We start from the raw sequence: 20,008 nt of genomic DNA on the forward strand, positions 1-20,008 counted from the left end.
CCCGGCCGCCTCATGTGTCACCGCCGACTCAACCCGCAGCCGGTGCGACCGGCGCACCGCGCCGGCGCAGCACCCGCCAGCCGCGACGCACCGCCAGCAGCACGCCCCCCGCCAGCAGCAGCAGCGGCGCGGCGTACACCACCGCCCAGATCACGCCGTCCACCAGCACGTGTCCCGTCGCCAGCAGCGCGCGCATGGCCTCGCGCAGCACACCCTTCGGCTGCCAGCCGCCGTCGGCCACCGGCACCGCCCCCACGTCGGGCCGGATCTCGAGTGCGATGGTGGACATCGCCGCGAGCTGCGTGATCGACTGCAGCTCCGCTGTCCGCTGCTCGATCTCACCACGGATGCGCGACAGTTCCTGGTGCACCTCGAGCACGTCGGCCGCGCGCTTCGCGTTCAGGCGCACGGTCGTCAGCAGCGCACGCAGCTCGGCCTCGGTGGCACGCAGGTTCGTGAGCTGCGCGCCGAGGTCCACGGCCTGACGCGTCACGTCCTCGCCACTCATCGATTCGTCATCCACGCGCACGGCCAGCCCGCGCAGGCGCCCCAGCGTGGCATCGAGGACATCGGACGGCACGCGCAGGGTCAGGCTCGCGCGGTCCGCCTCACCATCGCGCCAGAGCCTGGCATCACCCACGAAACCCTTCACCCCGCCGGTCATCGCCGTGACCTCCTGCACCGCGCGGCGCACGTCGGCCACCTGCATGGACAGGCGCGCCGTGCGCACGATCATGCGGGCCGGCTCGGCGACGCCGGTGACGGCGGTCGCCGCGCCACCGGCGGCCACGGTCGCGACCAGCTTCGCGCGGGACAGCGGCGCCGGCATCGTGGCCTCGGCGGAGACCGCGGCGTCCCCCGCCATCGCCGGGGCCTCCGGCGCCGGCGCCACGGCCGGCACTGCGCCGTCGGCGACCGCCCCGTCCTGCCGGTCCGCGGCGCCCCGGCTGCAGGCGGCCAGTCCTGCCACCAGCCACAGCACCCTGCCCGACCTGCTCCGGCTCGACATCGTCCAGCGTGACATGCTGCCTCCCGTGGGTGACCTGCCGGTGCCCCCCGGACGGGGGTCGCGCACCGCATCGGCCGGGAGATGCCCCACCCGCGCCCGCATGCACAGCCCGGGCATCCCGCCCGGATTCGCGAGCGCCAGTGGACGCCAACGCTCCAGCCGGCGACCGTGTATGCACCCACAGGGACGGCTGCGGCACCCGTCCCCTCCCTTCTCGATCGCGCCGCGTGGCGCTCCTTCAGTGGCTTCATGACCTGGGCTGGAGTCGGCGCCGGTCCCCCCGTCGAAGGCGATGACGAGCCTCGGCTGGTGGAGCAGGTGCAGCAGGGCGACACCGAGGCGTACGGCCTGCTCGTGCGGCGGCACCTGCCGCGCGGGCTCCGCATCGCCTGGCGCGTGCTGCGGCATCACGAGGATGCCGAGGATGCGGTGCAGGAGGCGTTCCTGCGGGCGCTGGAGCGGATCGACCAGTGTGAGCGGGGACGGCAGTTCGGGCCATGGTTCTTCCGCATCGTCGCGACCACCGCCATCAACCGGCAGCGGTCGGCAAAGCGGCGCGAGACCGACGAACTGTCGGAAACGGAGCAGGGTGACAGCGTGACGCCGTCGGACTTCGCGACGGCCAGCGTGCTGCAGGACGAGGTGGCGGCCGCACTGGCGACCCTCCCTCCCACGCAGCGGCAGTTGATCGAGCTCGTGACGTACGAGGAGTTCACGCCAACGGAGGCCGCAGCGATGCTCGGCATCCCGGCAGGCACGGCACGATGGCATCTGCACGAGGCACGGAAGGCGCTGCGAACGCAGCTGCAGTCGTGGCTCGGCGACGGTGGAGACGAGGAATGACGGACGACCCGAACGTGCCCCGCAACGAACGCTTCCAGGACGTGCCCGACGCGGCGCTCGACGCGCTGCTCCGGCGCCACGACCCGGCGGCACGGCTGGTGCCGCCAGCTGGCCTCGATGCGCGCATCCTGGACGGCGCCGCCTTCGCGCTGGCCGGCCGGCGGCGTGCCGCGCGCACCTCCATGGCCGACACACTCGCCGCCTGGGTGCGCGTGGCGCTGCCGATGGCGGCTGCCGCGGCGATTTTCGCTGCCACCTTCATCCCGCGCATGGAAGCGACCGTCACCGGCACCATCGCCGATGCCGAGCTCCGTGACAGCGACCCGGCCGCGCTGCTCAGCGCGCTCGAATCCGACGGCAGCAGCGGGCTGGCGAACCACCTGATCGCGAGCGACGCTCTGCCCGCCGCCGAGCCGGGGGCACAGTGACCACGCCGCGCTCGACGCTGATGGCCGTGCTCACGGTGGTGGCGGTGCTCTGCGTGGGGATCGTGGCCGGCATCGGCCTCGATCGCTCGCTGCTGCACCGGCGTGCCGACGTGCGTGGGAGCGGCGGTGGTGGTGGTGGTGGTGGGCGCCGCGGCGGCGGCGGCCCGTTCGGCATCATGGATGCCCCGCCGGATACGGCCAGCCGCAACCGCATGCGTGCGCGCATCGTGCGGCGCATCGCCGACGACCTCACGCTCACGCCGGCCCAGGTGAAGTCGGTGGACTCGATCTTCGTGGTCCGTGAGCGGCAGCTGGACACGCTGCGCGCACGGGTCGGTCCACAGCTCGACTCGCTGCGCGACCAGATGCGCGCCTCGATCGATTCCGTGCTGACGCCGGCGCAGCGCGAGAAGTTCGCGACGTCACGGCAGCGGATGGAGCAGCGCCGTCGCGGCGGTGGCGACGAGCCGTCGCGCGAGGATGGCGGCGGGCGCTGACGGGAGCGCGCGCGTGGTGCCGTGACGGGGCGGGTGGCTAGTGGCGTGTAGTCGAAGTTCGGATAGCACAAAGCCGGATGGGGTGCCTGGTTGGCCAGGCGAACACCGCAGCAATACCGGCGGTATTGCGAGGATTTTCAACGCCGCCAGCCGGGATGCCCCGACCGGCGACTGCGTCCGGAACTTCGACTACACGCCACTAGGCGCCGCCGCCCGCCTCGATGCGCACGAAGCGGGTCCAGTTGTCGGGCACGTCCTGGATGCCGTCGACGAGGATCTCGAGGCCGTAGCGTGCCGCGGCGGCGTGGCTCGCGACCGCGGCGATGCTGGGGTCACCCGACTCGCGCACCATGCGCGCCGCGCCCGCGGTGTCGAAGAACTCCTCCACGCGCACACCGAGCGTGTCGAGGTACTTGCGGCACTGCAGGATCGCGATCGGGTGCGTGGTGATCAGGCGCAGCTGGTCGAGCGACGAACCCGGCACGCTCATCAGCGCATGCACGATCGGCACCTCGGTGGAGCCGCCGATGGTCAGGCCATCGCTGAAGTCGTCGAGGGCGTCCAGCGCCGGCGTGATCGGACCGGCGACGAGGTTCTCGACCGGGATCACCGCCCCGTCGGCGGCCCCGGAGCGCACCGCCGCGAGGGTGTCGCTGAAGGTGTGGCAGGGCACGGCGATGGTGTCATCGCCCCAGAATGCACGGATGGCGTCCTCGCTGAAGGCGCCGGGTGCTCCCTGGAAGGCGATGCGGGGGCGTGCGATAGTCATTTCACGAATCTACGCCGCGCCGGCGCGTGCGCATCAGGCGTCTGCGTAGCCGGCGCGTGCGCATCGGGTGTGCGCGTCCCGGGCGCGTGCCCCGGCCGGCGGCGGCGGGGCTGGCGGACACGAGGTGCCCCCGGCAAGCCGTCGCTCACCGGGGGCTGAACGTGCTTCAGGGCCCACCCGCCCGTCCACACGAATCTCGTGGTCGCTGTCGGCCGTTGCCGGCCTTCTTTCCTGCGTCGTTCACTCGTTGCCGGGTGGGGCGCTGAGTGCTCTTGCGGGTCGCGCACAGCGATCTCATCCATAAGACGCGCCACCTTTCCGGGCGTCACAACATCGGGCTGCGGGGTCATTTCCTGCCTCCTGCTACCCCGGACACCGGTCAGGCTTCCATGCCGGCGAGCCCTGCGGTGTCCCCTGCCCGGCGCCATGCGGCACGCCTGTGGGCAGGTCACGGCTGTTGACGCCCATGGCGGTGATTGGCAACGCCGGCACCCGCTACGTTGTGGGTTCCGCGCGCTGATGGCGCGACACACGCGACTGCCTGCACGTCGATCCATGAGCGAAAACACGCAGCACCGGATGGGTGGTCTCCTGCTGGTGGTCCTCAGCCTGGCGGTGGCCTGGTGGGGCATCTGGCAGCCGTACCAGGCGGCACTCGCGCACCAGCCTGACGTGCGCTTTCACCTGAAGGTCTTCGTGCTGGTGCCGGCCGCGTTCGCGTTCGGCCTGTTCTTCATCCTGTTCGGCAACACCATGCCGTACCGCAACACCGCGAAAGGCACGTTCACCATCGCGGGGTGGGTGCTGATGCTGGTGGTGACGGCGGTGGCCTTCGGCACCTACTCGTGGCTGAAGGCGCAATTCGCGGGGCTGGGGTATCGGTGAGCTGACGTGCTGCGACGTCACGGCGCCGACAGTCGCTCCCCACCGATCCACACCGAGTGCTGCCGCCGGAGGTTCGAAATCCGCTCCAGCGGTGATGCGTCCAGTACCAGCAGGTCCGCCCACTTGCCCGGCTCCAGCGTGCCGACCTCGCGATCCACGCCCATGCAGCGCGCCGCCACCGACGTGGCCGACTGCAGCGCGGCGGCGGGCGTCATGCCGGCGTCCACCATCATCTCCAGCTCCATCAGCTCGAAGTAGCCCTGAAACCGGCCCAGCGGCCCGGTGTCGGTGCCCATCGCGATCGGCACGCCGGCGCGATGCACCGCGAGCAGGTTCCGCATCGCCACCGGCAACTGGGCCTTGTAGCGCTGCGCACTCGCGCTGGTGCGGGTGGCCTCCTGCCGCGCCGGCTGCAGCACGGTGGCCATCCAGTCGCGGTTCGCGTGGGCCAGGAAGAGCGAATCACTGAAGAATGCCGGCGTCGACTCGTACACGAAGGTGGACACCTCGCGCATCAGCGTCGGCGTGTAGCACACCTTCGCTGCCACCAGCGCGCTCACGAAGGCGCTGTCCACCGGCAGGTCGCGCACACTGTGGGCGATGTAGTCGGCGCCGGCCGCGAGCAGCAACTTCGCGTCGTCCAGGTAGTAGAGGTGCACCGCCACCCGCAGTCCGCGCGCATGGGCCGCCTCGATCACCGCGCGATAGACCTCGGGCGCCATCTTGCGCGCGGTGCCGAGGTTGTCGTCCACGCGGATCTTGACGATGTCCACGCCACGCGCCGCCACGTCGGCCACCTGGGCGCGCGCCTCATCGGGCGAGGTGGCGGTGAGCACCGGGCCGGAGAGGAAGACACGCGCATGGGCGGGTGCTTCCTTCGCCTGGCTCCGGCGCGCGGCGAAGACGTCCGCCGGTTCATCACCGAGCGAGAAGACGGTGGTGACACCGTAGGCGGCGTAGGTGGCCAGGTCACGCACGCTGCCGGCGTGCCCGTGGCCGTTGACGAGGCCCGGCATCACGAACTTCCCCGTGAGTGCGATGCGCTCCGCGCCGGCGGGGATGCGGACGCGCGCGGCGGGGCCGGCGGCGACGATCCGGCCGGCGCGGACGAGTATCGTGGCGTTGGCGACGGGGGCGCGGCCGGTGCCGTCGAGGAGGGTGACGCCGGTGAAGGCCTTCGGCGAGGATGACGGCTGCGCCGGGAGCGGCACGCCCGCGCCCGTCAGGGCGGCAAGGGCAAGAACGAGGAGGTGCTGGCGGAGGCGCATGGCACCAATCTGTGCGAGGGCGCCGTGCCAGACGACTGTCAGTCTCGCGCCCGTGCGACTGCAGCTCCAGGCGGCGTGGACTGTCGGCGGCTACCGGGTCGCGCGAGCGTGGAGTGGAAGGCGGAAGGCGAGTGCCGGCACTGCGTTCCGCGATCGCAGGTGCAGTCCGACGTCACCGCGGGCAACCACCCAGCGCGGTGTGCGGTGCGCAAGACCGATGAACCCACCGATGCCGGCGCCCAGGATCGCCATCGTATTCCGTCCATCGCGCGTGCTGAACAGGCGCCACTCGCCGCTCTCGGTGCGCCCGAGGATGAAGGCCACGGCCAGGCCGATCCCGGCACCGATGGCCGCGCCCTTCCGGCCGTGGAACTCGGTGCCATCCGCATAGGCAAGGCGCGCGATGTGGGTGAGGGGGACGGCGCTTTCCGTCCGCTCGAGGGTGGTGGAGAGGTACACCGTATCCCCGCTGATCGCCGCGAGCGGTGCCACGATGCGCGTGCCGGTTCGGTCCGTGAACTGGAGCAGGGTCCCGGGCCTGATGATCGGGAGCCGCTGCGCGCCGGCTGCCGGTGACAGACAGGGGAGTGCGAGCAGGCAGGCCAGGCGCACGAGGTCAGATGCGCGGGTCGCCCGCCGGCGGCAGGCGGCCGCGGACCTCACTGGCGTGGTGGCGGTGACAGGGCGCGTGACAGGCATGGGCGCGGGGTTCCTCTACTTCGGGCGGGACACGAGGGTGGTGCTGGCAGTCGTGGCAGTGCGGTTCCACCAGAGCCAGTCTCGCCCACGCCGCCGCAGCGGGGCATACGTCAAGTGACGTAGTCGCGCGAACGCGGCGGCGCCGGTGTTGCGGGTGCCGATCCGCGTGCTGCGGCCGTGACCGGCGCAGTGGATGCCGGCGACGGCATGCATGGACGATCGAACGGCAAAGGCCCCGCCATCCGGCGGGGCCTTTGCGTGCACAGCAGAGCGGGCCCGCCCTACTGCACCGTGTTCATCATGTCGAAGATCGGCAGGTACATCGCCACCACCATGCCACCGACCACCACACCCAGGAACACGATCATCAACGGCTCGAGCAGCGACAACAACCCGCCCACCGCCGTGTCCACCTCTTCATCGTAGAAGTCCGCGATCTTCGACAACATCTCGTCCAGGCCACCGGTCTGCTCACCGACCGAGATCATCGAGATCACCATCGGCGGAAACACCCCCGACTTCTGCAGCGGACCCGCGATCGTCTCACCGCCGGCAATCGACGCCCGGCTCGCCATGATCGCGTTCTGGATGACACGATTTCCCGACGTCCGCGCCGTGATCTCGAGGCCATCGAGGATCGACACACCCGAACTGATCAGCGTGCCCAGCGTCCGCGTGAACCGGCTCACCGCACTCTTCCGCAGCACGTCACCCAGCACCGGCACCTTCAGCAGGAAGCCGTCGATCCGCAGCCGGCCAGCATCGGTCGCGTAGTACCGGTTCCCCAGCACGAACGCCCCGAACCCGCCGCCGATGAGCGCCCACCAGTACCCCTGCAGGAACTTCGAGCACGCGATCACGATGCGCGTCGGCAGCGGCAGCGCCAGGCCCACCCCCGCGAACATCTTCTCGAACGTCGGGATCACGAAGATCAGCAGGATCGCGATCGCCGCCGCCGCCACCGTCATGATGGTCACCGGGTAGATCATCGCGCTCTTCACCTTCCGCACCAGCGCATCGGTCTTCTCGATGAACGTCGCCAGGCGCATCAGGATCGTGTCCAGGATACCGCCGGCCTCACCGGCCGCCACCATGTTCACGTACAGCTCGTTGAACGCCTTCGGCCGCTTCCGCAGCGCGTCGGCCACCGTCTGGCCGCTCTCGACGTCGAACACGACCTCCTTCGTCACCGCCTGCAGCGCCTTGTTCTCACTCTGCTTCGACAGGATGTCCAGCGCCTGCACCAGCGGCAGGCCGGCGTTGATCATCGTCGAGAACTGCCGCGTGAACACCACGATGTCGCGCATCCCGATGCTGCCGAGCCGCTTGGCCGGCTTCTCGGCATCCACCTTGACCACCGTCAGACGCTGCTTGCGCAGCATCTGGATGACCTCGTCGCGGTTGTTCGCCTCCACCGACGCGGTCTTGAGTTCGCCACCCGCGGACCGGGCCGTGTACGTGAACGTTGCCATGCTTCAGCTCTCCATCAGATCGACGATGACGCCATGTGCGCCGGGACGGGCTTTCCGATCATCCGCAGGAACTCCACGGGGTCGCCACTCACGCGCAGGCACTCCTCCTCCGCCACCTCGCGCGACATGTACAGCTGGTACAGCGAGTCGTTCAGCGTCTGCATGCCGTACTTCTTGCCGGCCTGCATCATGCTGTAGACCTGGTGCATCTTGTCGTCACGGATCAGCGCGCGGATCGCCGGCGTCACCACCAGCACCTCGCACGCCATCGCCCGACCCTTGCCGTTCATCTTCGGCAGCAGCACCTGCGTCACGATCCCCTCCAGCGTGAACGCGAGCTGCGCCCGCACCTGGCTCTGCTGGTGGCTCGGGAAGACGTCGATCATGCGGTTCACCGCCTCGGCCGCACTGTTGGTGTGCAGCGTCGCGAACGCCAGGTGACCCGTCTCCGCGATCGTGATCGCCGAGCTGATCGTGTCCAGGTCGCGCATCTCACCCACCAGGATCACATCCGGGTCCTCACGCAGCGCCGACTTCAGCGCCTGCGCGAAGCTCTTCGTGTCGGTCCCCACCTCGCGCTGGTTCACGATGCACTGCTGGTGCTTGTGCACGAACTCGATCGGGTCCTCGACCGTCAGGATGTGCGCCTGGCGCTCCTTGTTCACCTTGTCCAGCAGCGACGCCAGCGTCGTGCTCTTCCCCGACCCCGTCGGCCCCGTCACCAGCACCAGCCCGCGCGGCCGCTCGGCGAACTTCACGATCGCCGGCAGCAGCTTCAGCTCCTCGCAGGTCGGGATGATCATCGGGATGCGGCGCACCACCATCGCCACCTGGCCCCGCTGCTTGAACAGGTTGCCGCGGAACCGCGCCAGCGCCGCGATGCCGAACGAGAAGTCCAGCTCGTCGTCCAGCTCGAAGCGCTTCTTCTGGCCCTCGGTCAGCACGCTGTACGCCAGCTGCAGCGTGTCCTTGCCGCTCAGCACGTGCGGGGTGCGCGCCGGCACGATGTCGCCATCCACGCGCAGCATCGGGCGCTCACCGACGGTGATGTGCAGGTCCGAGGCCTCACGGTCGATCACCTCCTCCAGCAGCGCCCGCAGGTTGAGCGGGGGCACCACCGGTGCCGCCGGCGCGGCGGCCGGCGAGGAGGCCGGCGCCGACGGTGACGCCGGCCGCGTGGGCGGCGGCGGCAGGTGACCGGCCATCGGCGCACCCGCGCCATGGCCGGCCGGTGCCGCCCCCGGATGCGGGGCGATCATCGGGGCACCACGCGTCGCGCCAATGCCACCCATCGGCATCGAGGGCGTCAGGCGGCGGGGCAGCGGTGGAAGGCTTGAGGACATGGGTGGTGTCAGGGGGATCAGGATGGAGCGATCGGAAACAGACTGTCAGCCGGCCCGCGGCGTCACGCCGCCGTTTCCCGCACGACCTGCTCGAGCGTGGTGATCCCGCGCAGCACCTTGAGCCAGCCGTCCATGCGCAGCGTCAGCATCCCCTCCGACACGGCCACGTCCTTCAGCTCCGCCGCGCCGAGGTTCTGGATCACCGCCTTCCGGATGGCCGGCGTCATGTTCATGACCTCGTACAGGCCCTGGCGGCCCTTGTAGCCGGTGCCGTTGCAGGCGTCACACCCCTTGCCGCGGAAGTACGGCAGGGCGCCCAGCTGCGAGTCGAGCGTCAGCCCCTCCAGGAACGGCAGCGCATCCGGCGAGGCACCACGCTTGGCGCCGTCCAGCGCCTCCTGCGAGAAGCGCAGCTCGCGCAGCGTCGTGGTGGCCGTGACCTTGGCGCCGGCGAACTCCAGGTCCGAGGGCACGTACTTCTCGCGGCACCCCTTGCAGATCCGCCGCAGCAGGCGCTGCGCCAGGATCAGGTTCAGCGCGCTCGACACGTTGAACGGCTCGAGCCCCATGTCCATCAGGCGCGTGATCGTCTCCGGCGCGCTGTTGGTGTGCAGGGTGCTCAGCACCATGTGCCCCGTGAGCGCGGCCTTGATCGCGATCGAGCCCGTCTCCAGGTCGCGGATCTCACCCACCATGATCACGTTCGGGTCCTGCCGCAGGAACGCCTTCAGCGCCGCCGCGAACGTCATCCCGATCTCGTTGCGCACCAGCACCTGGTTGATGCCGAACAGGTTGTACTCGACCGGGTCCTCGGCCGTCATGATGTTCGTGTCGCCGGTGTTGATCTTCGACAGGCACGAGTACAGCGTGGTCGTCTTGCCCGAGCCCGTCGGGCCCGTCACCAGCACCATGCCGTACGGGTTCTGCACCGCCTCCATCAGCTCCCGCTCGGCCCGCGGCTCGATGCCGAACTTCTCGAGGTCGAGCGTCAGGTTGCCCTTGTCGAGGATCCGGAGCACGATCTTCTCGCCGAACAGCGTCGGCAGCGTGCTCACGCGGAAGTCGATCACCTTGCCACCGAACTTCAGCTTGATGCGGCCGTCCTGCGGCACGCGGCGCTCGGCGATGTTCAGGCTCGACATGATCTTGAAGCGGCTCACCAGCGAGGCCCGCAGCTTGATGGGCGGCTTCATGACCTCCTGCAAGGCCCCGTCCACGCGGTAGCGCACGCGCAGCTCGTGCTCGAAGCACTCGAAGTGGATGTCCGACGCCCCGCGCTGCACCGCCTCGATCAGGATCGCGTTGATGAGGCGCACCACCGGCGCCTCGTCCACGCCCAGCGACGCGTTGTTCTCGTCGGCATCCGTCTCCAGCACCTCGACTTCCGACATCTCGGACGTGATGTCCGCGAGCATCGAGTTCACCGTCTCCTCGGTGCTCGACTTCGCCGGCGCGGGATAGTAGCGCTCGAGCTGCGTCTGCATCGAGACCTCGCCCGCCAGCACCGGGAAGATCTCGTAGCGTGTCGCGAACCGGAGCGTGTCCGTGGCCTCGTGGTTCCACGGGTCGGTGATCGCCACCGTGAGCTTCTGGCCCTCGCGGCGCAGCGGCAGCAGCCGGTACTTGAGCGCCATGTCGGCCGGCACCGCGCGCAGCACCTTCTCGTCCGGCTCGACCTTCAGCAGGTCCACCGCCGGCATCCCGTGCACCTTGGACAGCGACTTGAGCAGCGCCACCTCGTTCAGCAACCCGGCGCGGATCGCGAACAGCGGCACCGACCCGTGCCCGTTGGCGGCAGCCAGGTCCTTCACCAGCTTCGCCACCTGCTCCTGCGTCAGGAACTGCGACGTGATGAGGTGCTGCACGAGTGAACTGCCCGACGCCGTGCTCGGCGACGGTGGGCGGTACCCCTGCGGCCGTGCTCCCCCCGGGGACGAGGGGATCGCACGCATTTCGAGAGTCGAGCGGGCGTCGGACATGTGACGGGTGGGTCGGAAGAGTGCACGCCGATGACACGAGCGGGTGGGCCCGATCAGCGCTGTACCGGGGAGGGACGCCGAGTGCCCGAGAACGTCACGTGCGGGGCCAGGCTGGCGGCCAGCTTCGGGCCGATGCCTCGCACGCGCTCGAGACCCTGCAGTGAGCCGAATGGCCCACGGGCACCACGCTCCGCCACGATGCGCTGCGCGAGCGCCGGGCCGATCCGTGGCAATCGCTCGAGCGCGGCGGAGTCCGCCACGTCGAGGTCTACCGGCGGGAGTGTCGTCACCCGCGCGGCCGAACTGTCCTCACCGCCGCGCCGCCCGGTCCGGCGCCGGCCACCGGTCCCGCCCGCACCACTTTTTTCGGATGAGTCCGCCACGGCGCGACGCCGTCTGCCACGACTCCCGGCAGTCCGGCCGGCGCGAGCCCCCCGCGCCGCGCCCTGCGCCGAATCGACGGCCAGGAGCTGCCGCGCCAGCGACTCCGCCGACGCCGGCGTTGCATCGCCACGATCGCGCCAGTGACGAACCACACGAACGCCAGCACCCACGGCGGACACCGCCAGCAGCCAGGCCAGCGCCCGCCGCTCTCCCTGCGTCATGGACATCCCGACCCCGCGCTCTGCACGGAGCCACGGTGCGCCGGTTCACCCCGCAGCGCACACCGGAATCACGCCGACCGGTGCGAAAACACCCGGACGGCAACCGCCGACCCACTCGTCAGGGCGCCTCGAGCTCGCGGATCAGCGACACCGCCACCGTCCCCACGACCTGCATGCTCTCGCGCGACACCTTGTCCTCGGTGTCCTCCTGCGTGTGGTGGTAGGGATAGTCCAGGTCGATCACGTCGATCGCCTTCAGCCCCACCTTCTGGAGCGGGATGTGGTCGTCGTTCACGGGGTGCTTCGGCCGCTGGATGAAGTAGTTGGCATACCCCAGCGCCTCGGCCCGGCTCCACACCCGGGCCACCACCGCCCCCGCATTGTCCAGCGAGAACTGCTCCTGGAAGATCTGCAGGCTCCGGTCGCCGATCATGTCCCACACCACCGCGAACTCCGGGGCGTAGCCCGGGTCGGGCAGGTGGCGGGCGAAGTACTCCGAGCCGATGAAGACGTCCACCTCGGGGGGCCCGAAGGAGCCGTAGTCCTCACCGTCCACGAACACCAGGTCCACGCCCACCGTCGTCGGCTTCGCCTTCAGGGCGTCGGCGATCGAGAGGAAGAGGGCGATGCCGCTGGTGCCGTCGTTCGCACCCACGATCGGCTTCCCCGTGTCGGCCGGCGCCACCCCCTGCCCGTCGGAACGGGGGCGCGTATCCCAGTGCGTGACGTACAGCACCCGCGTCGCCGCGGTCGGGTTGAACCGTGCGATGATGTTCCGCATCGGCAGCGCGGTGCCGCCCTTGGTCGTGTGGGTCCAGGTCTGCTCGGTGACCGTGGCGCCCCGCGCCCGCATCTCGGCAACGATCCAGTCGCCCGTCTTCACGTGTCCGGTCGAGCCCGGCACGCGCGTGCCGAAGCCGAGGGCCGTGCGGAGGTAGGTCATCGACCGTTCACCGTCGAAGGCGGCCGCCGACCGCAACGCGAGCGAATCCGCCCCCGGCCCGGCCGTCGCCCCCGGGGTTTCCCCGCTGCAGGCCACAAGGCCCGCCAGCGCCACCAGCGTAAGGGTCGGCACCACGCGACGCAGCATCATGGGATCAGGGACACGACGGGAAGCGGAAAGGTCCGGAGGGGGCGGCTGGCGGCCGATCCGGACGGGAGTTCGGGAACCCGACACTTAAACCCGTGTCACAATTAGGCTTGAACCATGTGTCGTGGCCATCGAATATACGGCCCGGCAGCACCACGCTGCACCACCCCGTCCTCACGCCGTGAAGATCCTCAGTCGGTACGTCCTCCGGGAGCACCTCGGGCCACTCGCCTTCGCGCTTACGGCACTGACGTCGCTGCTGATGCTGAACTTCATCGCCAAGCGCTTCGGCGACATCGTCGGCAAGGGCCTGCCCGCCTCCGTGATCGCCGAGTTCTTCCTGCTCGCGCTGCCATTCACCGTGGCGATGACGCTGCCGATGGCCGTGCTCGTCGCCGTGCTCTACGCCTTCAGCCGACTCGCCTCCGAGAGCGAGATCACCGCCCTCAAGGCCAGCGGTGTCTCGATGGGCCGCATCCTCACGCCCGTCCTCGGCGGCGCCACGGTGCTCGCCCTCGGCATGGTCTACTTCAACGACTTCGTGCTTCCCGAGGCCAACCACCAGCTCCGCATCCTGCAGACCGACATCGGCCGCACCAAGCCGACCTTCGCGCTGCGCGAGCAGGTGATCAACGACATCATCCCCGGCCGCCTCTTCCTCCGCGCGCTGCGCATCGACAAGGCGCGCAACCGCCTGCACGACGTCGTCATCTACGACTTCGGCGACGGCAGCAAGCGGCGCACCATCGTCGCCGACAGCGGCGACCTCACGCTGACCGAGGGCACCGGCGACCTCACCATGCTGCTGTTCCACGGCACCATGACGGAGATTCCCACCGCGCAGCCCACGCAGCTCACGCGCCTCGCGTACGAGCGCGACCGCATCACCGTGCGCGGCGTCGCCAACAGCTTCTCGCGCGACAGCGCCGACAACTACAAGTCGGAGCGCGAGATGGGGGTCTGCGAGATGCAGGCGCAGGTGTACGGCGCCGAGCGTGAGCTGTATGCCGAGCAGCGCAGTGCGGCGGCGGTGCAGGCGCGTGCGATCCGCGCCCTCACGCGCGGCATCGTGGACACGCTGCGCCCCCCCGACTCGCTGCGCACGGCCTCACCGGGCATCGGCCGCTATTACTGCGAGGCCACCGCCGCACTCACCGCACTCTTCCGCGGTGGCGACAGCACCACGACGCGGGGCGGCACGCCGACCACGGCCGCCGCGCCGGTGAGCCCCACCATCGGCCCCGTGGTCACCCCGGCCGATCGCGCCGTCACGCCGGTGCCGGCCGGCGTGCCCGACACCGCCGCACCGGCCAGCGGCACCACGGTCACGGTGCCCGCCCCCACCCCGTCGGGGAGTGCCACCGTCGAGGCACCGCAGTCACTGCTGCCCCCGTCGACCGTCACCCCCTCGATGGCGTCGTCGGGGATCGGCTCGCAGCTCGAGCAGACGCTGCAGCGCGGCACCATCGCGCGCTCCACCTGGCAGCAGTACGAGGTCGAGATCCACAAGAAGTTCTCGCTCGCGGTGGCCTGCATCGTGTTCGTGCTGCTCGGTGCGCCGATCGCGCTGCGCTTCCCGCGCGGCGGCGTGGGCCTCGTGATCGGGGCGAGCCTCGCGGTCTTCGCGCTGTACTACATCTGCCTCATCGCCGGCGAGTCCATGGCCGACGACGGCGTGGTGCCGCCGTGGGTGGCGATGTGGGCGGCGAACCTCGTCTTCACGCTCGTCGGCGTGGTGCTCTTCCTCCGCATGGGGCGCGAGGGCAGCACGGCGCGCGGCGGTGACCTCGACGAGGTGAAGGACCGGATCCGGAACTGGTTCGCGTCGCTCCGCCCTGCGGCACGGCGCGCAGCCGCCGTGCCAGCCATCGACCGCTGAGTCATGCGCGCACTCGATCGTTACGTCCTGAAGGAATGGCTGCGGATCTTCCTGATCACGACCTTCGGCTTCCCGGTCATGATCGTGATCGTGGACCTCACCGAGAAGCTCGACACCTACCTGCAGCGCCAGATCCCCGCCCGCGACATCGCCGTCAGCTACCTGTATGGTGTGCCGGAGACGATGTTCCAGGTGCTGCCGGCGGCCGTGCTGTTCGCGACGGTGTTCACGGTCAGCTCCTTCACGCGGTACTCCGAGATCACCGCGGCCAAGGCCAGCGGCATCTCGTTCCATCGCTTCATCCGGCCGCTCACGCTCGGTGCCGTGTTCGCGATGTGCATCGGGTTCTCGCTGAACGTGATCATCCCGCCGCTCAACCAGAAGAAGCTCAACCTGCTGCAGGAGCAGAAGTTCAAGGACACCGGCGAGCGCTACAACTTCGCCTTCGCCACCGGCGAGGGCCGCACCTACAAGGTCGGTGCGCTCCACGCGTCGCGGAACATGATCGAGAACCTCGAGGTCGAGCGCCTCGGCCGCGGCCCGGCCATGCCGACGATGTACGCGCTGGCCGAGCAGGCGTTCTACCGGAAGAACAGCCACTGGATGATGGTGCGCGGCAACCTGCACATCGTACCGAACGCCACCGTGGACATCGTCTTCACCTACGATTCGCTGCTCGACCGGTCGTTCACCGAGCGCCCGCTCGAGCTCAATGCGGCGACGAAGGCGCCGGCGGACATGGGCTGGCAGGAGCTCGGGCGCTACATTCGTGCATTGCAGCGATCGGGCTCGGATGTGAATCCGCTGAAGGTCGAGCGCATGCTCAAGCTCGCCATTCCGGTCACCTGCGTGATCATCCTGCTCTTCGCCGCCCCCCTAGCCACGAGCACGCAGCGTGGAGGTGCCGCGTGGGGCATCGGCGTCAGCCTCCTGACGACGGTCATCTTCCTCGTTCTCGTGAACCTGATGCGCGGCTTCGGCGGCAAGGGGATCATCTCGCCTGACCTGGCGGCGTGGGTCCCCAGCCTGATCTTCGGCGTGGTGGGTGCGGTGCTGCTCTGGCGCGTGCGCACCTGATGGGCAGCGCACATGTGCCCACCCCGGTGAAGACGGTCACCGAGGCCGTCGACATCCTGCCGGTCCGCGGCCTGCGGGCGCTGGGGCGGCTGACGGTCGCGCAGCTCGCGCACACGGGCCGGTTCGCGCAGTTCATGGGGGACATCGGGCGCGGGTTCGCGGAGGTCGGCACCTGGGCACCGGAAGTCATCAAGCAGATGCGCAGCATCGGCGTGGACTCGCTGCCGCTGGTGGTGATCGTCGCCTCGTTCCTCGGCGCGGTGTCGGCCTTCCAGACCCGCTACCAGCTCTTTCCCGGCGTGCAGCTCAGCGTCATCGGCCTGATCGTGCGCCAGAGCATCGTGCTCGAGCTCGGGCCCCTGCTCACGGCGCTCGTGCTCGCCGGCCGCGTCGGCGCGAAGATGACGGCCGAGATCGGGACGATGCGCGTGACGGAGCAGATCGACGCGCTCGAGACGCTGGCCTTCGACCCCGTGGCGTTCCTCGCGGTGCCGCGCCTGCTGGCCGCCCTGGTGATGGTGCCGGTGCTGGTGCTGATCGCGAACTTCATGGCGATCATCAGCGCCTTCATCACGCTGATCATGGCCACCGACGTCACGCCGCTCGACTTCAAGGCCGGCCTGCAGCTGGCGTTCATCCCGTTCCAGGTCTGGTACAGCGTCATCAAGTCGGTCGGGTTCGGCGCGGCCATCGCGCTGGTCTGCACCTATGAAGGGTATGTCAGCGGGTCCGGCGCCGAGGGCGTCGGCCGCTCCACCGCCAAGGCGGTCGTGATCACCTCCGTCGCCATCCTCGTGTACGACGCCATCATCGCGGCGCTCCTCGCACCATTCATCCAGGCATGAAGCGCTCCAACGAAATCCTCGTCGGCCTGCTGCTGCTCCTCGGCGGCGCCATCGCCATTTTCGGGTCGATCTGGCTCGTGCGCGGCAGCCTGAACCAGGGCTATCCCCTCTTCGCCCGCTTCCCGTGGGGCGCCGGCCTCAAGCCCGGCCAGCCGGTGATGCTCGCCGGTGTCACCGCCGGTTCCGTCGCCGACGTGGAGTACGACCCGAAGGGCACCGTGCGCGTCACGCTGCGCATGAACAAGAACTTCCACGTGCCGAAGGGCAGCGTGGCCTCGTCGATCCCGGTCGGCTTCTTCGGCGACCGCGCCATCGCGATCGAGCCGGTCATCGGCGTCACCGAGATGACGCCCGAGGGCGACAGCCTGATCGTGAGCAAGGCCGGCGCGACCACCGACGAGGTGATCGCCACCGGCGACTCGATCGCGAAGGACATCCGCGGCATCACGCTGCCGCTGCGGCAGCAGCTCGCCGATAGCGGCGGCGTGCAGGACATCCGTGAGATCCTGCGCAGCACCAGTGCGCTCACGAAGCAGCTCAACGGCGTGATCATCGCGCAGAACGCGCAGCTCGCGATCGCGATGAGCAGCGTGAACCGCTCGCTGCGGGCGCTCGAGCGCACCACCAGCGCGCTCGACTCGATGCGGGTCGACAGCCTGACCCGCAACGCGGGCCGCGCGACCGCCAACGTGGCCGCCATCACCGACTCGCTGCGGCACACGATGCAGTCGCTGAACGCCACCATGGCGCGCCTGGAGCGCGGCGAGGGCACGGCCGGCAAGCTGCTCACCGATTCCCTGCTCTACAACGACGTCCGGCGCCTCGTGACACGCCTCGACAGCGTCACGGCCGACTTCAAGCGCGACCCGCGGAAGTACATCAAGTTCTCGGTCTTCTAGCCGGCGGCGGGGCGCCTGGCGGACCGATCGGTGCGGAACGCCTCGGCCCGCGCCGCGCGAGACTGCACAGATCAGCACGGCACGGCCGCAGCAGGCCGCCGGCACGGAATGGCGGCGGCTTCCGCTACGCGGTCGCAGCCTGCAGTGAGAAGTACCTCCGCCTGAGTCCGTTTCCGGAATCGGTGCCGGAATCGGTGCCGGACTCGACAATGGCACGCCAAGCCAGTTTGCGAGAAAGCGGACTTATCTACTTCCGTTATCCGACTGGAACATTAGACTGCCGCAATCAGAAACGAGATGAAACCTAGCCACCGATGGCGTGGATCTCCGGTTACGCTTGAGTTACACGCGTTCCGCTCTGACAGGTGACTCTCAACAGCGCGAGGTATCACGTGGGTGAATTCAAGGCGTTCCTCAAGGAGTACGGTGTCATCGGTCTCGCCCTCGGCGTGATCATCGGCGGCAAGGCGGGCGAGCTCGTCACGTCGATCGTCGACGGGTTGCTGATGCCGATCATCGGCTATGCGCTCAAGCCGCTCGGCACCTCCTGGCAGACGGCCCAGATCGGACCGTTCATGATCGGTCAGGTGATCGGCGCACTGATCAATTTCATCATCGTCGCGTACTTCGTGTTCTGGGCCTCCAAGAAGCTCCTCAAGGAAGACTCCGTCACCAAGAAGTGATCGGACACGCAGGTCCGCTGTGCGAACGGGCGACCCGATGGGTCGCCCGTTGTGCGTTCCGGTGATGGTGTTCGGTGACGTTGCCGCGGTGTGATGCGGGAGATCGCGGTTCCCACGGAGTCACGGAGACCACGGAGCACACGGAGGAACTGCTTGGAGGAACTGCTCGCGCGGATCCGGCCGCTGCCTCGCTCGAGCAGTTCCTCAACAACGCCGTTGCTCTCCTCCGTGGCCTCCGTGGTCTCCGTGACTCCGTGGGAACCGCGATCTCCCGCATCACACCGAGCCCCCGAGGTTCAAGATCCCCGTCCCCTTGAACGCGCGTTCAAGATCTCCGTCCCCTTGAACGTCGTCCCCGTGAACCCCATCACGCCGACGCCCGCTTGTTGAACACCACGTAGTAGACCGGAATCCCCACCAGGATCGCGCCGAACACCCCCAGCGTCGCCCACCGGCTGCTCTCGTCCCACAACGCGTTCCCCAGCAGGAACAGGCTCGACGCCACGAACAGCGCCGGCACCACGGGATACCCCGGCGTCCGGAACGGCGGGTTGTACCCCGGCTTCTGCCGCATCACGTACACGCTCGCCACCCCCAGCGCATAGAACGGCACGATCGCCGTCACGAATGCATCCGCCAGCTGCTCGAAGCTCCGCATCAGCACGAACACGATGCCCAGCAGCGCGCAGGTGATGATCGCCACGTACGGCGTCTCGTACTTCGGGTGCACCTTCGCCAGCCCGCGGAAGAACAACCCGTCATCCGCCATCGCGAAGAAGATGCGCGGCGCCGTCAGCAGCGTGCCGTTCAGCGTGCCGAACGTCGACAGCATCACCGTGATCGCCACGAACGTCACCCCCCAGTCACCCACCAGCAGCTGCGCAGCATCCGCGGCCACCAGCCGAGAGTTCGCGATCTGGTCCACCGTGAACACCGACAGGTATGCCAGGTTCGCCAGCAGGTAGATCACCACCACCGCCAGCGTGCCGATGATCAGCGCCTTCGGCAGCGTCTTCTGCGGGTCCTTCACCTCGCCACCCACGAAGCTCAGGTCCGCCCAGCCATCGAACGCCCACAGCGCACTCACCAGCGCCAGCCCGAACGCCCCCATCGCGAACGAGCCGGGTGGCATCGCCGGCGTGAAGTGCCCGCCGGTCTTCGGCAGCCCGATCGCGAACGCCATCATGATGATGAACGCCAGGCCGCCGTACTTGGCCAGGGTGGTCAGGTTCTGCACCAGGCTGCCCCAGCGCACACCCAGGATGTTGAAGACCGACGTCAGCGCGATCGCGACCGCCGCGAGGTAGTGCGCATAGTCGGAATACGGCGCCACCGCCGGGTCGTACCCCATCACCCGCAGCGTGTACTCGGCGAACGTCGTCGAGATCGCCCCCAGTGAGGCGGCGCGGATCACCACGAACTCCGACCACCCGAACAGGAAGGCGGGGAGCCGGCCCCACCCCTCTCGGATGTAGACGTAGAGCCCCCCCGTTTTCGGGTAGACCCCCGCGATCTCGGCCAGCGTCAGCGCGCCGCAGAGGGCCACGATGCCACCGGCCACCCAGACCGCCATCAGCGGCAACGGCCCCGGCAGCTTCTGGGCGATCCCGGCCGGTGACCGGAAGATCCCGGACCCGATCGTGGAGCCAACCAGCACGGCGACGGCGCTCCACAGGCCAAGTTGCCGGCGGAGGGTGGGGGCGGGAGGGGCGCTCATCCCCGCCAGCCTACGCCCCGG

The 20,008-nt window shown here is 69.3% G+C and carries 20 protein-coding genes; 9 read left to right on the top strand and 11 right to left on the bottom strand.

The genetic code is table 11. The features are described from left to right. Window positions 1–28: 28 nt before the first annotated feature. Complete coding sequence (locus tag IT355_18910) at window positions 29–1,024, bottom strand: DUF4349 domain-containing protein (protein ID MCC7055351.1); 996 nt, start codon at window positions 1,022–1,024, stop codon at window positions 29–31. Between the two features lie 234 nt (window positions 1,025–1,258). Between IT355_18910 and IT355_18915 the strand changes: the two genes are divergently transcribed. Genes IT355_18915 through IT355_18925 form a run of 3 tightly spaced genes read left to right on the top strand, consistent with a single transcriptional unit; the run spans window position 1,259 to window position 2,777 of the window. Further along, window positions 1,259–1,852, top strand: a complete 594-nt coding sequence (locus IT355_18915) for an RNA polymerase sigma factor (protein ID MCC7055352.1) — start codon at window positions 1,259–1,261, stop codon at window positions 1,850–1,852. Continuing rightward, window positions 1,849–2,280 carry a hypothetical protein gene (locus IT355_18920; GenBank protein ID MCC7055353.1) on the top strand — a complete coding sequence of 144 codons (432 nt, stop codon included), beginning with the start codon at window positions 1,849–1,851 and terminating at the stop codon, window positions 2,278–2,280. The genes IT355_18915 and IT355_18920 overlap by 4 nt, the downstream gene beginning before the upstream one ends. Continuing rightward, window positions 2,277–2,777 carry a hypothetical protein gene (locus IT355_18925; GenBank protein ID MCC7055354.1) on the top strand — a complete coding sequence of 167 codons (501 nt, stop codon included), beginning with the start codon at window positions 2,277–2,279 and terminating at the stop codon, window positions 2,775–2,777. Before IT355_18920 ends, IT355_18925 begins: the two co-directional genes overlap by 4 nt. Before the next feature lie 199 nt (window positions 2,778–2,976). On the opposite strand, the gene IT355_18930 is transcribed toward IT355_18925, so the two are convergent. Then, complete coding sequence (locus IT355_18930; GenBank protein ID MCC7055355.1) at window positions 2,977–3,546, bottom strand: hypothetical protein; 570 nt, start codon at window positions 3,544–3,546, stop codon at window positions 2,977–2,979. 555 nt (window positions 3,547–4,101) lie between these two features. Between IT355_18930 and IT355_18935 the strand changes: the two genes are divergently transcribed. Continuing rightward, complete coding sequence (locus IT355_18935) at window positions 4,102–4,431, top strand: hypothetical protein (protein ID MCC7055356.1); 330 nt, start codon at window positions 4,102–4,104, stop codon at window positions 4,429–4,431. Window positions 4,432–4,448: 17 nt separating this feature from the next. On the opposite strand, the gene IT355_18940 is transcribed toward IT355_18935, so the two are convergent. From IT355_18940 to IT355_18975, 8 genes are all read right to left on the bottom strand, one after another. After that, on the bottom strand, window positions 4,449–5,699 hold the full coding sequence (locus IT355_18940; protein ID MCC7055357.1) for an amidohydrolase family protein: 1,251 nt from the start codon (window positions 5,697–5,699) through the stop codon (window positions 4,449–4,451). Window positions 5,700–5,789: 90 nt separating this feature from the next. Further along, window positions 5,790–6,398 carry a hypothetical protein gene (locus IT355_18945; protein ID MCC7055358.1) on the bottom strand — a complete coding sequence of 203 codons (609 nt, stop codon included), beginning with the start codon at window positions 6,396–6,398 and terminating at the stop codon, window positions 5,790–5,792. Between the two features lie 15 nt (window positions 6,399–6,413). Further along, window positions 6,414–6,611 carry a hypothetical protein gene (locus tag IT355_18950; protein MCC7055359.1) on the bottom strand — a complete coding sequence of 66 codons (198 nt, stop codon included), beginning with the start codon at window positions 6,609–6,611 and terminating at the stop codon, window positions 6,414–6,416. Between the two features lie 68 nt (window positions 6,612–6,679). Continuing rightward, window positions 6,680–7,870 (bottom strand): type II secretion system F family protein, encoded by a 1,191-nt coding sequence (locus IT355_18955; GenBank protein ID MCC7055360.1) that lies wholly within the window; start codon window positions 7,868–7,870, stop codon window positions 6,680–6,682. 14 nt (window positions 7,871–7,884) lie between these two features. Beyond that, window positions 7,885–9,075: a type IV pilus twitching motility protein PilT gene (locus IT355_18960; protein ID MCC7055361.1), complete on the bottom strand. Its 1,191-nt coding sequence runs from the start codon at window positions 9,073–9,075 to the stop codon at window positions 7,885–7,887. 200 nt (window positions 9,076–9,275) lie between these two features. Then, the gene (tadA, locus tag IT355_18965) at window positions 9,276–11,165 is read right to left on the bottom strand and encodes a Flp pilus assembly complex ATPase component TadA (GenBank protein ID MCC7055362.1); all 1,890 of its coding nucleotides are present in this window, start codon (window positions 11,163–11,165) and stop codon (window positions 9,276–9,278) included. Window positions 11,166–11,245: 80 nt separating this feature from the next. After that, complete coding sequence (locus IT355_18970; GenBank protein MCC7055363.1) at window positions 11,246–11,803, bottom strand: helix-hairpin-helix domain-containing protein; 558 nt, start codon at window positions 11,801–11,803, stop codon at window positions 11,246–11,248. Between the two features lie 112 nt (window positions 11,804–11,915). Next, entirely contained in the window at window positions 11,916–12,890 is a 975-nt protein-coding gene (locus IT355_18975; GenBank protein ID MCC7055364.1) for a M28 family peptidase, read from the bottom strand. 178 nt (window positions 12,891–13,068) lie between these two features. On the opposite strand from IT355_18975, the gene IT355_18980 reads away from it, so the two are divergent. The 5 genes from IT355_18980 (at window position 13,069) to IT355_19000 (ending at window position 18,270) form a co-directional block, all read left to right on the top strand. After that, window positions 13,069–14,766, top strand: a complete 1,698-nt coding sequence (locus tag IT355_18980; protein ID MCC7055365.1) for an LptF/LptG family permease — start codon at window positions 13,069–13,071, stop codon at window positions 14,764–14,766. A gap of 3 nt (window positions 14,767–14,769) precedes the next feature. Further along, the gene (locus tag IT355_18985; protein MCC7055366.1) at window positions 14,770–15,843 is read left to right on the top strand and encodes an LptF/LptG family permease; all 1,074 of its coding nucleotides are present in this window, start codon (window positions 14,770–14,772) and stop codon (window positions 15,841–15,843) included. After that, window positions 15,843–16,688 carry an ABC transporter permease gene (locus IT355_18990; GenBank protein MCC7055367.1) on the top strand — a complete coding sequence of 282 codons (846 nt, stop codon included), beginning with the start codon at window positions 15,843–15,845 and terminating at the stop codon, window positions 16,686–16,688. Before IT355_18985 ends, IT355_18990 begins: the two co-directional genes overlap by 1 nt. Beyond that, window positions 16,685–17,587: an MCE family protein gene (locus IT355_18995; GenBank protein ID MCC7055368.1), complete on the top strand. Its 903-nt coding sequence runs from the start codon at window positions 16,685–16,687 to the stop codon at window positions 17,585–17,587. Before IT355_18990 ends, IT355_18995 begins: the two co-directional genes overlap by 4 nt. A 392-nt stretch (window positions 17,588–17,979) precedes the next feature. Continuing rightward, window positions 17,980–18,270 (top strand): MscL family protein, encoded by a 291-nt coding sequence (locus IT355_19000; protein MCC7055369.1) that lies wholly within the window; start codon window positions 17,980–17,982, stop codon window positions 18,268–18,270. A gap of 367 nt (window positions 18,271–18,637) precedes the next feature. Here the strand turns inward: IT355_19000 and IT355_19005 are convergent, their stop codons facing one another. Continuing rightward, window positions 18,638–19,987 carry an amino acid permease gene (locus IT355_19005; GenBank protein ID MCC7055370.1) on the bottom strand — a complete coding sequence of 450 codons (1,350 nt, stop codon included), beginning with the start codon at window positions 19,985–19,987 and terminating at the stop codon, window positions 18,638–18,640. Window positions 19,988–20,008: the final 21 nt, after the last annotated feature.

This window comes from Gemmatimonadaceae bacterium, from assembly GCA_020851035.1.
Classification (GTDB): domain Bacteria; phylum Gemmatimonadota; class Gemmatimonadetes; order Gemmatimonadales; family Gemmatimonadaceae; genus JACMLX01.